We start from the raw sequence: 14,453 nt of genomic DNA on the forward strand, positions 1-14,453 counted from the left end.
GATGCGAGAACTTTCTTGTGGAATCGTTGGTTTACCAAATGTGGGTAAATCCACTTTATGGAATGCATTAACTAAAAAAGCTGCGGCAGCGGCAAATTTTCCTTTTTGCACGATTGATCCTAATGTAGGTATTGTTGAGGTGTACGATCCTCGATTAGAAGTGTTATCTAACATCTCTAAAAGTGAAAAATTGATCTACTCAGCTGTGACCTATGTGGATATTGCAGGACTGGTAAAAGGCGCTTCTCAAGGAGAGGGCTTAGGTAATCAATTTCTAGCTAATATCCGAGAAAGCGATATCATTATTCATGTGGTTCGCTGTTTTGAGAATGATGATGTGATCCATGTAGCTGGGAAAATTGATCCCATAGATGACATTGAAGTGATTCATTTAGAGTTGATTTTATCCGATCTGCAGATGGTAGAAAATATTCTTACTAAGGTAGAAAAACAAGCTAAAGGAAAAAAAGAGCTTCAAGATACGGTTACTGTTTTAAGAAAAGCACGCGATCATCTGAATCAAAACCACCCTTTACGCACTTTAGCCCTTACTCAAGAAGAGAGTGTTCTGCTAAAGAATTATCCTTTTCTTACCAATAAAAAAGTATTGTATGTAACAAACGTCTCCGAAAGCGATTTGCCAGATATGAATAACCAATATGTGGAAAAGGTACGCACCTATGCAGAAAAAGAAGGAAATATCGTTGTACCTATTTGTGCAAAAATAGAAGAAGAAATAGCTCAGCTAAGCGATAAGGATGCTTTAGACTTCCTGGAAGATTTAGGTATTAAGGAAACAGGCTTAAATCGCTTGATCAAAGCCTCATTTGATAGTCTTGGGCTCATTACCTATCTTACTACTGGAAAAATGGAAACTAGAGCTTGGCCTGTTAAAAAAGGAACTAAAGCACCAGAGGCTGCAGGGGAAATCCACAACGATTTGCAAAAAGGCTTTATTCGTGCGGAGGTCGTCTCTTTTGAAGATATGGTCCAATACCAAGGAAGAGTAGGAGCTAAGGAAGCAGGTCGTGCTAGGTCTGAAGGTAAAGAATACATCGTCCAAGATGGCGATGTGATTATTTTTTTTCATAATTAAAGGATTTCATGTTCGATTTATTATTTATTTCTTCCGCTCATTGTACGCAAGAATTGTTAGCAAAAGAAATTGAAGAGTTAGGCGTATCTGATGTTCGTATCGGTCATTATGGCATTTTTGTTCCAAAAACAATGGATAATGTGTATTTGGTAAACTATTTGAGTAGACTAGCTAATCGAGTACTATGGCCCATTGCACAATTTAGTTGCCGTCACAAAGAGGATTTGTACCAAGAATCTCGAACGATAAATTGGGATGCTTTTCTAACTGTGCAAAAGACATTTGCCATTGATGCCAATGTCTCTCATCCTAATTTGCGCAATAGCTTATTTGCAGCACAGGTGCTCAAAGATGCTATTTGCGATCATTTTTGGGACAAATGCGATGAAAGGCCGTCTGTGGATACTAAAAAGCCAGATCTACAATTGAATCTATTTATTCATAAAGGACGCGCTACTATTAGTCTAGATACCTCTGGGGCCCCTCTTTATAAGCGTGGTTGGAAACAAGAAGGTGGTATTGCTACAATCCCTGAAACACTAGCTGCTACACTGCTTAAACTATCGGGCTTTACAGCAAAAGAAGTTCTCTGTGATCCTTTTTGTGGGGCGGGAACATTATTAATTGAAGCTGCTTGTATAGCAACAAATACGCCAGCTGGCTACTTTCGTAAGGAATGGGGCTTCTTATCCCATCCAGACTTTGATCAAAAACGATGGCTAGAAATTAAGACAAGCTGGGATGCCAAACGCATACCCTGTCCCTCTATTTGCGCTATTGGAGCGGACAAAGATCCAAATATGGTAGCTTTAAGCCAAAGGCATCTACAAAAAACAGGTTTTAGTAAACAAGTGATTGTTTGCAAATCAGAGGTAGCTCATTTTAAACCTCCTTGCCTTCCTACCTTAATCGTGACAGATCCTCCCTTTGGCAAAAGAATGATGCAATCCAACGATTTAATTGCCTGCTTTAACCAATTTCTCAAAGTTAATTGTCTAGCTACCCCCTTTGCTTATCTACTCTACCCTTCTGATAAAGGCGCGCAGTTAGAAAGAAATGGGATGCAGATTTTAAAACGCTGGCCGCTTACACATGGGGGCTTGGATGTAAGCTTGTTCTGCGTTCAACATACTATCTAGTTTTTTTTCTTGACGCTAAGGGATATTGCCAGTATAGATTCACTTCGATTACAAAACTTTTAAGAAGTTTTACAGGATTTTTTTCTCATGGCCGAAAAAACAGAAAAGGCAACGCAAAAGAAATTGCGAGATGCGCGTAAAAAAGGACAGGTTTCCAAGTCTCAAGACTTCCCTGCTGCTTTTACCTTTGTAGTGTCTATAGCTACTACCATTATAAGCGCTACCTATCTCTTTAAACTGCTTGCAAATTACATGATTGCTATGTTTAATCTTTCTAAAACTCAAATCGATTTACCCAATCGAGCCCCAGGAATTATTAAACAAGCCATCTTAGTGATCTTTCAAACAAGTGTTCCTATTATAGTAATAACAGCTTGTACTGGTGTTTTAGTGAACTTTTTGATTATTGGACCTATGTTCGCTTCTCAAGCAATGAAGCCGGATATCAAGCGATTAAATCCTGTTACCAATCTTAAGAACCTTTTTAAGTTAAAAACACTTGTAGAGCTTACTAAGTCTATTCTAAAAATCTTAGGAGCTTTAATTATTATCTACTCAGTAGTTTGGAATATCCTACCAGATATTGTGTCTACGGCTGCACTTCCTGTAGAAGCGAGTGCTTTAGTCTTTACGAATTTTCTAAATAAGGTAATTATTCGCATAGGGATCTTTTTTCTAGCCATTGCTATATTTGACCTCGCTTTTCAAAAAAGAACCTTTGCTAAAGAGATGATGATGGAAAAATTTGAGATCCGCCAGGAGTATAAAGACACAGAAGGAGATCCTCATATTAAAAGCAAAAGGCGGCAAACCGCACAGGAAATCGCTTATCAAGAAGGCCCACCTTCTGCTAAAAGAGCAAGAGCGATTATTACTAATCCCATACACATTGCAGTAGCCATTGACTATAAATCAGAAGCAGATCCTTCTCTAGAGCCTGCCCCTCGAATTATCACAATGGGCAAGGGTCTAGTTGCTGATCAGATTATTAAGGTAGCTCAAGCAAATAATATTCCTATTATGCGGAATGTACCTTTAGCACAAATCCTTTTTGAAAAAGGATCAATTGGTGATTATATACCTGAAGAGACCTATCAAGCTATAGCAGAAATCCTAAGGTGGTTAGAAGGACTGGAATCATTAGAGACATCGGGAATGGAGTTATTTACATGAGAGATTTGCTAAATAGAATTACGCGCGCCTTAAGTAGCCAAAGAGCTTTAAATATCATTAATTCATCCAGTGATATTATTTTAGCTCTTTTCATCATCATGTTAATCATGGTGATCATTATCCCTGTTTCCCCAAACATGCTAGATAACTTAATTGCTATCAATTTAGCTGTTTCTATCACTGTATTGATGGTCGCTCTCTATATTCCTAAGGCGGTAAATCTTTCGATCTTCCCCTCTTTGTTGCTGATTACTACCTTATTTCGTTTGGGGATAGAGATCTCTGCAACCAAGCAAATTTTGCTCCATGGATATGCAGGACACATCATTTATACCTTTGGAAACTTCGTTGTTGGAGGAAACTTCGTTGTTGGAGGAATTGTTTTCTTAATCATTACCATTGTACAGTTCATCGTTGTAACCAAAGGTGCTGAGAGAGTCGCTGAAGTTGCCGCTAGATTCACTTTAGATGCGATGCCTGGAAAACAGATGAGCATTGACGCAGATATGAGAAGCGGTGTCATTGATGCTAATCAAGCAAGAGAGCTGCGTTTAGCCATCTCTAAAGAGAGCCAGATGTATGGAGCTATGGACGGAGCGATGAAATTCGTTAAGGGAGATGTTATTGCAGGGATTGTCATTGCATTAATCAACATCATCGGAGGCTTGATTATCGGGGTTGCGATGCGCAATATGACAGCTCTTCAAGCAGCTAAAACCTATACTCTTCTTTCTATAGGCGGTGGTTTAATCGCACAAATTCCCTCACTGCTTATCTCTTTGACAGCCGGTATCGTAACAACTCGTGTTTCTTCAGAGAAAAAAGATTCTCATTTAGGAAAAGAAATCTCCACGCAGCTGCTCGGCCAACCTAAAGCCATCATGATTGCTTCTGCAGTTATCTTCCTAATGGGATTGATTAAAGGCTTTCCCACGCTGATCTTTATCATCATTTCCCTTTCGTTAGGTACAGTTGGTTTTGTGGTCTGGTATAACGCTAATAAAGCCACTGCTAAGGCCCAAGGTGGCATTTCTACAGCAAAGATGGATACCGATGTAGAAGGGCATTCTATGATCCGAGGAGGAACAGATGATTATGCATTGACCCTTCCGATTGTTTTAGAGGTAGGTAAATCTCTTTCTACTGTGATTCGCAAAGAGAAACAAGGCTCTACTTTTGTAGAGGATATGATTCCTAAAATGCGCCTTGCTCTTTATCAAGACTTAGGGGTGCGTTTTCCCGGAGTACATGTACGTACTGACTCACCAACTTTAGAATCTGATGAATACGCTATCTATTTAAATGAAGTGCCAACCGTTAGAGGTAAAATTGTAGAAAATGCACTTTTAACAACGGAAAATCCAGAAACACTGCGCCGTTATAATATTGCCTTTAGCACAACCAAAAACTCGATTGGTCAGCCATCTGTTTGGGTCGAAAATCGCTACCAAGAAGTTTTAAAGAAGGCGGGTATTAAATTTTGGAGACCCTTAGATGTGATGATCCTGCATCTTTCTTATTTTTATCGCCAACATGCAGCAGACTTTTTAGGAATTCAAGAGATGCGAGGTATTTTAGAATTCATTGAAAAATCTTATCCCGATCTAGTTAAAGAAGTAACACGCTTGGTTCCTCTACAAAAACTGACTGAAATTTTCAAACGCCTGATTCAAGAACAGATCTCCATTCGCGATCTACGCACTATTTTAGAAGCCTTAGCAGAATGGGCCCAATCAGAAAAAGATACCGTCTTGCTGACTGAATACGTTAGATCTTCTTTAAAACGCTATATCAGTTTCAAATACTCTCAAGGGCAATCCATCCTATCTGTTTATTCATTAGATCCAGAGATTGAAGATATGGTTAGAGGAGCTATCAAACAAACCTCAGCAGGATCTTATTTAGCACTCGATCCTGACTCCGTACAGCTCATTTTACAAGCGATGCGCAATGTAATTACACCGGTTCCTGTGGGAGGACAACCACCTGTATTACTGACTGCTATTGATGTAAGAAGATTTGTGCGCAAATTAATCGAAGGAGAATTTCCCGATATGGCAGTCATTTCCTATCAAGAAATTGTACCTGAAATCCGTGTCCAACCTTTAGGTCGGGTTCAACTTTCATAGAAGAGATCATTTATGGCAGATCCAAATCATATTGATGGTGTTTCTCGTAGCGATGCTTCTAAAGCGCAAAAAGCAGCTGAAGCTGAACTAGCTAGGCAAAAAGCAGATATTATACAAGAGGCTAGTGAAGATTTACAAGAATGGACGGAAGAAGGTACTTTCCTATCAGGTTTCATGAGAAAAGCACAAAGCTTAGAGACACGGATAAGAAGATCTCCTAAAGAAGAACGCGCAGAAAAAAAAGAGCAAGTTAGAGAAATAGAGCAAATCGAAGAGATCAGTGAGGAATTTCAGCAAAGAAATCCAGAACTGCAAGCAAGATCTCTTAGACTTTTACGCTCAAGGCTGCAAGAAGAAGACACTTCTGAGGATATACAGAGAAAAGTTGCAGAAATTTATCCCGATCATTTCTTAGCTGATGAAGCTTTGGACTTTGTTCTTCGAACATCTACAGGAGAGCTGTCTAAGCAAGCAGCACTTGCTAGAGAACAATTAAATAATTTCTACAGTCGGGAAATTAAAGCTGGGAAAAACATAGCAGGGCAAGTATTAGAATTTTCTATACAAGGCCTAGAAACTTCGATTGGGCTGCGTGCTCTATATCGAGAAATCACAGGAAATCCCAGAGATTGCAATACTCTTTTTAATACTCTTTTATCCATGTTTAAATATGATAAAATGAAACTGGTCATCGCCTTTATTCTACACTCATTAGGTAGTGACCTAAAGTCAAAAGGCTCTTCTATTGATCGTGGAGAGCTGCATAATTTACTCACGGAAGCGCGTAAACTACAAGCCATTTTAGGGATTTTTCGGTTTTTTGAATCTCGTATGTCCTTTATTGCTACTGAATTTAAACGCCAGGGGCTTACCCTATCGGATTTACTGACCTTTGAAGAGCTAGCTAAACAATTTATGGAGATTCTGCAAGATCGTTATCCTTCAGGGGATAAAATTCTTCAGCAGTATCTCAAAAAATGGATGTTAGCCATTACAGGAGATATCACCTTGCTCTCTTTATATCACAGAGGTCTTAGAGAAACGAGCGGAAGATTGTATAGAAACAACCAACATAGACAAGAGCTTAGCAATGCTATGGTCGATGGGCTAGAAGATCTTTATGACCAGTTAGAAGATGAGGAAGAAGAATCATGATGGATCCATTTGCTCAACTGTTAAATGATTTAAGTCTATTATTGGATACGCACCTTTCTCCTGATAAACGAGGGGCCTGCAAGCTCAATATAGAGGATACCTTGCATGTGCAGCTAGAGCCTGATGCTAACCGAGAAAAACTCCTCTTCTTTAGCTTCCTCTCTGAAATCCCTCCTGGGAAGTTTCGTGAAAATGTCTTAAGAGATGCTCTAAAAACCAATGCAGATCTTAGCACACCTGGAACACTTGGATTTTCTGAGCGTAACAATCAATTGGTTTTATTTGCTAACCTTAATTTCCATCCTTTAACAGCAAAAGAGGTTCTGGATTTTCTTCATCTATTTATGGCAAAAGCCCAAGCTTGGAAACAAGCCATTGCAACTGGTCAGACTAGTAATCTTTCTCCTGAGACCATACAAAAACCATTAAGCCCCTTTGATCTAAAACCTTAAAAATATATGAATCCTCTCTCTTCTATTACAGGTAAGCAATGGGAAAAAGTTGCTGTTAAACACCACCACGGAATCAATCTACCCCTATCAGCCTTACATAGTGCACAAAGCTGCGGGATTGGTGAGTTTTTTGATCTGATTCCTATGATTGATTGGTGTAAACAGATGGGATTTGATGTGATTCAGCTACTTCCCTTAAATACCACGGATAATGATCCCAGCCCCTATAACCCCAATTCCTCCTGTGCTTTGAGCTTTATCTATCTCTCCTTATATGCCCTTCCGCTTATGGAAAAAATCCCAGACCTCAAAGAGAAACTCGCAGACTTTCGTAAATTTAATTTAAGTCCTAAGGTACCTCACGCAGATGTATTAGCTCATAAATTACTTTGGCTACGCGCTTATTTTGATGCGGTGGGAACTGAAATGACAAATAGTCCTGCATTCTTGCAATTCTGCGAAGAAAATCACTGGGTACAATCTTATGCTCTATTTAAAATCTTAAAAGATCAACTAGGCAATACCCCTTGTGCTACTTGGCCACAAGAATTGCAGTTTCTATCTAAAGAAAAACGAGAAGAATTACTCCTCAAGCATCGCTTAGAAATACTTTTTTATAGTCTTCTACAGTTTCTCTGTTATGAGCAATTGAAAAAAGTAAAAGCCCATGCAGATGAATGTCATGTTTTTCTGATGGGAGATATTCCTATTTTAATTAGTAAAGAAAGCGTTGATGTATGGCAATATCCAGAGTATTTTGATCTTAATTTTGCAGCAGGAGCTCCGCCTGATATATTTAATCCAGAAGGACAATATTGGGGGTTCCCTCTTTTTCGCTGGGATGCATTGCGTAAAAACCAGTTTGATTGGTGGATAAAACGGTTGAAGTTTGCGGAAAATTTTTTTAGTATTTTCCGCATTGATCATGTTTTAGGATTTTTTCGCATTTGGGCTATCCCTTTAAACCACCCTGCTCAAGAGGGGTATTTTATTCCTGCAAATGAAGCTCAAGCTTCTATACAAGGGCAAGAAATGCTCAAAACCCTTATTTCAAATACGACAATGCTCCCTATTGCAGAGGATTTAGGAGTTGTAGCTAGTTTTATACGCCCTTGCTTAGAAGAGTTAGGCATTTGCGGTACTAAAGTCCTGCGTTGGGAGAGAAGATGGGAAGAAGATGGCAGCTTTATTCCCTTTGAAGAATATACCCCCATCAGCTTAACCACCGTTTCTACTCATGATTCAGAAACGCTCACATTATGGTGGCAAGAATGCCCCGAAGAAGCAAAGCTATTTGCAGAGGCAAAAAACTGGACGTATTCTCCTATCTTATCACAAAAGCAACGCTTAGAGGTCTTATGGGATAGTCACCACACTCCTAGTCTATTTCATATCAATTTACTACAAGAATATTTAAGTCTATTTCCTTCTTTAAGCTGGGATAACCCATCAGAGGATCGCATCAATATCCCTGGCAAAGTGTTATCTACAAACTGGACTTTTCGCTTTCGTCCTTCTGTAGAGACACTGATCTCTCATCAAGGACTTAGCTCTATCCTGCAAAATTTAGCATTTTCTACAGCTCCTCCCACAGAGGTTCTATGAAAATCCTCTTACTTTTTTTTCTTATCATTGGTTTCTATGGACATACCAATCAACTTAAAGCACTGTATAATAGCCTAGATCCTAAATCTGTCATGCAGCATGTGGCTTTTTATGAGCTCTACTCAGATTCTAAAGAAGGACAAGCAGCGCTCAACCATGCTTGGCAACTCTTAAGTCAAGGAACACTTCATCAACAAAATACGCCATTACCTACTCTTGATCTCAAGGAAATTATCTCTCTGATTACCAGACAATCCTTTGAACCAAATGTAATGCTCAATCAAGAACAACTTCAGCTGATTCAAGCAATCGCCCATAATTTAGCCAACCGCAAAAAAAAAGGTGTATCTCTTACCTGTAAAGAAGATGTTCTTAAAACCCCTTCAGAAGAAATAGATCTGGCACGAGCATTGTTGATTTTTCAATCCGACACGGAAAATCTGGAGTATATTAAACAATATGAAACCATGTTAGACCTAATGGCTCTTCAGATTTTAACACGCCTCTTTCCTGATTCTTCTGATCTAGAAAAGATCCGCGCCTTAAATGACTTTATCTTTCAACAAATGCAATTTCGCTTTCCTCCCCATTCTTTATATGCACACGATATCGATCTGTATACTTTTCTACCTTCTGTGCTAGATAACCGCCAAGGGGTGTGCTTAGGGGTTTCTATCCTCTATTTATGTTTAGCCCAAAGGTTGGATCTCAACTTAAACATTATTACTCCACCCGGCCATATCTACCTAAGCTATCCTGATAAAGAACGTGTAATTAATATTGAAACAACTTCTAGAGGTATTGATCTACCTTCCGAAGATTATCTAGGAATTAATAATCGTAGTTTGCAAAAACGCACGATTAAAGAAGTGATCGGCTTAGCTTTTATCAACCAAGCATCTGTATTCTGGCAAAAAGATGATTATCAACAAGCCATAAATCTATATAAAAAAGCCCAATTATTTTTACCTCAAGATCCCCTACTTAAAATGTTTTTAGGAATCAACTATCTATTAATAGGAGAAAAAGCGCAGGGAAAAAAAATATTACAAGAGATTCGAAACCTGACTTTTGAAGAATCTGTATCAGCTGAAACAATTCCAGAAGATTACTTAAAAAAAAGAATAGATGCAGAAGGTATTCGCGCTGTATTTTTAAACGTTGATGAAACTAGAGACTCCATTATACACAAACAAAAAACCTTAAAAGAAGTACTAAAGCGTTTCCCTAAATATCGCGCTGGAATTTTTCAATTAGCCACTACCTGGCTACAACTCAATCGTTCAATGGAGGCTATGCAAACGCTAGAGACCTATTATGCATTAGACCCCACCAATGCCACCGTTGCCTATTATTTAACCATCCTATCCCTACAACGCCTTGATTTTAATCGTGCTTGGAAATACTGGCACCAAGCCAATAGACTTACCCAAGAAAGAAATCATCGCCCTAAAGTGCTTAAAGAACTACACGTTCATTTAAAAAGACTTTGTCCAGACCCTCTATAAAAACTTAAAGATTAATCAAGTTCTTCTTCGTCTTGCAAGATGGGAAACTGTTGTTCTCCCTGCTGCTCTTTTTGACTTACACTCAGCAGAAAGTTCCTTTGTAGCATGTTTTCAAATTCATTAGGATTTTCCAATTCTTCTTTTCTTGATGCCATTCTACAAAGTCCATCTGGAACACCATCTTTTAACATCTCTTGAGGATCTTCAATATTAATATCCTCAACATCGAAAACAAGATCACTTATTAAGGCATTTAAAAAAAAATACTACTTTACTATAACAGGCCACCTTGGGTCTTGGAGTACATTTTGGATTACAGATAAAAGTCTATCTTCTTGAATTACAGATTGGAACTGCAGCTGGATCATCGAATGCAAAAGCTCATCGCTTTGAAGACTATTTTGAAGAGCCCTTTGGAATTCAAGATCTTGGAGATTGGTTTGGAGAGCAACTTGAATCACAGGATCTTGAATTACAGCTAAAATATCCTGTTTGAATTCAGGATCTTGAATAATAGATTGAATTTCATTGGAGAACGCAAAGTCTTCATCATCAGCTTTTTCTTCGAATGCGTTTTGCATGCCAGTAAAAAAACTCTCTAGGAACTCATCTAGAAAAGTATTTTGCAAAGCACTTTGCAGAGTTGATCGGAGTTGGGGTTCGAGCTCATCCTCTTGGAGCGTAGTTTGCGGTACAAAATCTTGAAGCATTTTTTGGAAATGAGTTCGAAGTTTACTTTGAAAATCAGAATCTTGAAACATGCTTAGAAGCTCATCTTGGGTTATAACCTCTTCAAGATCATCGTATATGGCCTCTTGCAATGATTTTTTTAAAAGAGCTCGAAGCCAACAAGTCGTTGCATCTTCAAAATTTTTCTGAAAATCGTTTTCATTGTGATCTACATGAGATTCAGCAAAACCCAGCGAGGTTTGGGCAACGAAAATACACACAACAAATGAGGCTATTTTATTAATAAAATTCATATTTTTCCTATAGTTTAAAAGAGCTTAAATCTCCGCTGAAGTTATCTGATTAAAATCCACTTCTTTCATAGCAAAACTAATATAACGACCGGTTAAAGAAGGCTTATCTATATTTCGCAAACAAGTATCTAAAGGGGTACCTTTTACAGCAGAAAATACATGATCATATCCCTCTTGTGGTTCGCCTTGTTCTATAGAACCTGGTTTTGCATGCAGAATTTTCATGCGTTTACTCCCCCCTGTTTTTATGTCTATTAATTGAAAATCTTTTAACCCTTCATTGGACACAAAAATTAAATCTTCTTTTTCTTTCATAAATCTACTTTCACAAAAAACTCTTCTTATACCTTCGTGATGATCCCGAATTTGTTTTGCACTCAATTTATACTGATTAAAATGTGTTGCTTTCAATAAACCAGAAAAAAGGCTGCGTTGCATGCCAATTTGAGCAGATTTCGACATCTTTCCATCTGGTTCATCTATGCATATTCCAAAACCTCTTCTACATTGTAAAAAACGCCAGGCTGCTTTTTTTATAAGAGACGTGGGAAGATGTTCTCCTCTATGATTTTCTGCCACCTTTAAATCACAAATATACCAAGCTTTAATAGAATTTCCATTACGCGTCTTAAGTGTTCTCAATACACAACAGCCTATAGCTGCAATTTCTCTTTTTTTTCTGAAGAAGGTTTTTTCTTCTCCTTTTATGACTTTTGTAACAGTTTTATTTTTTTTACATTCTGCAACATAAAAAAAGGATCTACCAGACTCACTTAGTGTATTAAAAAAACCACAATATCCTTTTGCATTATCTTTTCCATGTTCAATTTTAAAAACCTCTTGATCTTTGTAGTAAATCTCTTGTTCAAACTCCTTTAGTCGTTTTGTTAAATCTAAATTTAAAAAAATCTCTTTACTTGTAAAACAAGAAATTTTGTATTCAGAAGCAAATATATTTCTTACTGATACCTTAGCGTTTCTAAAAAAAGCAGATATTCTTTTAAAAGAGATAGAAGGTTGCTGATACATATCCATGTAACTATAAGGTGAAGCATCAAACTTGAGTGATTCAAAGGAGGAAAGCATACTTAAACTCTCGTTATTTTTAAAAACCAAAAACGTTATACGATGTAAAGATATTTTCAGTCTATAAAATTCTAAAAATAACTTTCCCTTAATAGCTTAGCCATCTTCCTGAATTAATGAATAAATTTTTATTGAAAAAGCCTATTAAAATAAGGTACAAAAAGAAAGGCTAAAAACAAGAGAGGCTTCTATGTATTTTTTTCTTTTAAGCAGTTTAGTGTGCATTCCCTGTTTATTATGTGCAAATATCATACTAGATCAGGCAATGAACCAAGAAGACCAACGTAAAACCGGTGTAACAAAGCTTAACCGTAAGCAAAAGCTGGCTTTGGAAACTTGGTTGAATGATCATTTTATAGCTAAAGAAGAACATTCCTCTCAGGATCAAGAGCCTCTTTCTCTATCGATTAACATAGATAATGGACAAAAATTACAACTTTCTGACGGTTCTATCTGGGAAGTACACCCTCAGGATGTTGATATTTCTGCGGTTTGGATTACCCCCTTTCCCCTACAAATAGAGAAAAGCACCAACCCTACCTATCCATTTTTATTGAAAAATACAAGGACTCAAATGAGTGTAAGAGCTAGAAAAAGCAGCTCCAATCCCATGCAAAAATCAAAAGAACCTGTAAGGAAAAATACTATGCCTTACCAGGAAGAGTTTAAGTAGGATCTTCTTCAGTAAATAGATTAAGCAGAGGATTTGTACAGCTGCTTGCAGTTGAAGAAACAGCTTTATTAAGCCAAAAAGGAAACCTTAAATAATCCAAGCTGTAATTACATATCTTATACACTGATAAGCTAGAAATTCTTTGCTCTACAAATTCTTTTACTTTTGCTTTGCTCCCACACATACGCGCTCCAACGTAAGCAAAAGCACACATAAACACTTGACTAGCCAAAATATTTATCATATATCTTGAATACCCCTCTTGATCCTCTTCATCAGTATAATGAACCTCTGCTAAAGCACAAGAAGCTGTTGTTATTGTTACATTTTGTAAAACAGGCATCAAAGGTGTGTTTACATGTACAACATTTGTTAGTAAACTAATCGCATTTGATACCATATACGGCACACAGTCAATAGTTATGAAAGGAGTGACTATCGATCCTATTGCTATTACTGCAGGAGAAACTACTTTAACCACTAAAGGATTGTTTTTGATGAGTTCTTTAGTAAATGTTCTATCCCTTTCTTCTATAGGCTCATTTACATCTTTTTGATACTTTTCTAAAAGACTTTGCAGATCGCTTATAGACCCAAGAGCATTCATCAACATATTGCATTTATTCTCAGAAAGATCTGTTTCTTTTTTTACAAACGCCTGCATGCCTTTATCAATGAGTTTTAACTGTTTGATCAGACTATCTACATCTGATAGAATAAAGGTTTTAGATAGCTTAAAACAAGGGATTTCAAGATACTGTAAACAAGCAAGGAGCTCCTCTAGTTTTTTTGTAATTTCTTTTTCACTCTCATTTCTACCAGTAAGACTTAAAAATTCTTTAGGAAAGAACTTTTGTGTTACCTGTAATGAAAGGCCTAGTAATTTCTCAAAATCGGTTTGATCTAAAGAAGGAAGGCTGTCTATAGAGAGTTTTTGGTTGGTCGTTTCTTCCAATGAATAGCCTACTTGATTTACTGTTTTTTCCGCTAAATCGCCAGCTTTTTTGGTAAGGTTTTTATAAAGAATAGCTGCTTCTTTAAGGTTTTGGGAAATATCCTTTATAAAAGGATTAGGACCTTGAAGAGGATCCACCGTAACTTGTTGTTCTGTAAGGGAAGGAGCATCTTTTACAATCTCTTTTTTACTAAACAGATTTTTCAATAGAAAAGGGGTTTTTATTGCTTTTCTCAAAGCAACGTTAGCAATATTAGCCGTTGACCTACAAGCTCTTAACGCTTGAGAACCGCCTTGATTTGCCCCTATGGCCAAAGCCGCTTTAGCTCTATTAAATTTAGATGTAATTGTATTATAATTAATAATCATGACACTATTATAACATAGTATTTTCATTTTTTAATAATAAAAAACTAGTAAGCTTAATAACCTAGTTTAAAAACAATTTGACAAAAACCTATTTATTTCTTTAAATTAGTCAAAAATCCTAAGTTATAGA

At 37.3% G+C, this 14,453-nt stretch carries 13 protein-coding genes; 9 read left to right on the forward strand and 4 right to left on the reverse strand.

The window, feature by feature from the left end; genetic code table 11:
- Position 1 precedes the first annotated feature (1 nt).
- The 8 genes from ychF to RHTP_RS02890 all read left to right on the forward strand — a co-directional run bounded on the left by ychF (position 2) and on the right by RHTP_RS02890 (position 10,257).
- The gene (gene ychF, locus RHTP_RS02855; RefSeq protein ID WP_138106657.1) at positions 2-1,096 is read left to right on the forward strand and encodes a redox-regulated ATPase YchF; all 1,095 of its coding nucleotides are present in this window, start codon (positions 2-4) and stop codon (positions 1,094-1,096) included.
- 8 nt (positions 1,097-1,104) lie between these two features.
- A complete protein-coding gene (locus tag RHTP_RS02860) occupies positions 1,105-2,235 on the forward strand; it encodes a THUMP domain-containing class I SAM-dependent RNA methyltransferase (RefSeq protein ID WP_138106622.1) in 1,131 nt (376 codons plus the stop codon).
- Between the two features lie 87 nt (positions 2,236-2,322).
- A complete protein-coding gene (gene sctU, locus RHTP_RS02865) occupies positions 2,323-3,408 on the forward strand; it encodes a type III secretion system export apparatus subunit SctU (protein WP_138106623.1) in 1,086 nt (361 codons plus the stop codon).
- On the forward strand, positions 3,405-5,537 hold the full coding sequence (sctV, locus tag RHTP_RS02870) for a type III secretion system export apparatus subunit SctV (protein ID WP_138106624.1): 2,133 nt from the start codon (positions 3,405-3,407) through the stop codon (positions 5,535-5,537). The genes sctU and sctV overlap by 4 nt, the downstream gene beginning before the upstream one ends.
- A gap of 12 nt (positions 5,538-5,549) precedes the next feature.
- Positions 5,550-6,692, forward strand: coding sequence for an HrpJ domain-containing protein (locus RHTP_RS02875; protein WP_138106625.1), 1,143 nt, complete (start codon positions 5,550-5,552; stop codon positions 6,690-6,692).
- Positions 6,689-7,144, forward strand: a complete 456-nt coding sequence (locus RHTP_RS02880) for a CesT family type III secretion system chaperone (protein WP_138106626.1) — start codon at positions 6,689-6,691, stop codon at positions 7,142-7,144. Before RHTP_RS02875 ends, RHTP_RS02880 begins: the two co-directional genes overlap by 4 nt.
- Before the next feature lie 6 nt (positions 7,145-7,150).
- Positions 7,151-8,749 (forward strand): 4-alpha-glucanotransferase, encoded by a 1,599-nt coding sequence (locus tag RHTP_RS02885; protein ID WP_138106627.1) that lies wholly within the window; start codon positions 7,151-7,153, stop codon positions 8,747-8,749.
- On the forward strand, positions 8,746-10,257 hold the full coding sequence (locus RHTP_RS02890; RefSeq protein ID WP_138106628.1) for a transglutaminase family protein: 1,512 nt from the start codon (positions 8,746-8,748) through the stop codon (positions 10,255-10,257). The genes RHTP_RS02885 and RHTP_RS02890 overlap by 4 nt, the downstream gene beginning before the upstream one ends.
- An 11-nt stretch (positions 10,258-10,268) precedes the next feature.
- Here RHTP_RS02890 and RHTP_RS02895 read toward each other — a convergent pair whose 3' ends face one another.
- The 3 genes from RHTP_RS02895 to RHTP_RS02905 form a co-directional block, all read right to left on the reverse strand.
- Positions 10,269-10,448 carry a hypothetical protein gene (locus RHTP_RS02895; protein ID WP_138106629.1) on the reverse strand — a complete coding sequence of 60 codons (180 nt, stop codon included), beginning with the start codon at positions 10,446-10,448 and terminating at the stop codon, positions 10,269-10,271.
- A 75-nt stretch (positions 10,449-10,523) separates the two neighbouring features.
- Complete coding sequence (locus RHTP_RS02900) at positions 10,524-11,240, reverse strand: hypothetical protein (protein WP_138106630.1); 717 nt, start codon at positions 11,238-11,240, stop codon at positions 10,524-10,526.
- 24 nt (positions 11,241-11,264) lie between these two features.
- Positions 11,265-12,326, reverse strand: a complete 1,062-nt coding sequence (locus tag RHTP_RS02905; RefSeq protein WP_138106631.1) for a hypothetical protein — start codon at positions 12,324-12,326, stop codon at positions 11,265-11,267.
- A gap of 190 nt (positions 12,327-12,516) precedes the next feature.
- On the opposite strand from RHTP_RS02905, the gene RHTP_RS02910 reads away from it, so the two are divergent.
- A complete protein-coding gene (locus RHTP_RS02910) occupies positions 12,517-12,999 on the forward strand; it encodes a hypothetical protein (RefSeq protein ID WP_138106632.1) in 483 nt (160 codons plus the stop codon).
- Here RHTP_RS02910 and RHTP_RS02915 read toward each other — a convergent pair.
- Positions 12,992-14,323 carry a hypothetical protein gene (locus tag RHTP_RS02915; protein ID WP_138106633.1) on the reverse strand — a complete coding sequence of 444 codons (1,332 nt, stop codon included), beginning with the start codon at positions 14,321-14,323 and terminating at the stop codon, positions 12,992-12,994. The two genes, RHTP_RS02910 and RHTP_RS02915, sit on opposite strands and share 8 nt — an antisense overlap.
- Positions 14,324-14,453 lie beyond the last annotated feature (130 nt).

Source organism: Candidatus Rhabdochlamydia sp. T3358, assembly GCF_901000775.1.
In the GTDB taxonomy this organism is placed as follows: domain Bacteria; phylum Chlamydiota; class Chlamydiia; order Chlamydiales; family Rhabdochlamydiaceae; genus Rhabdochlamydia.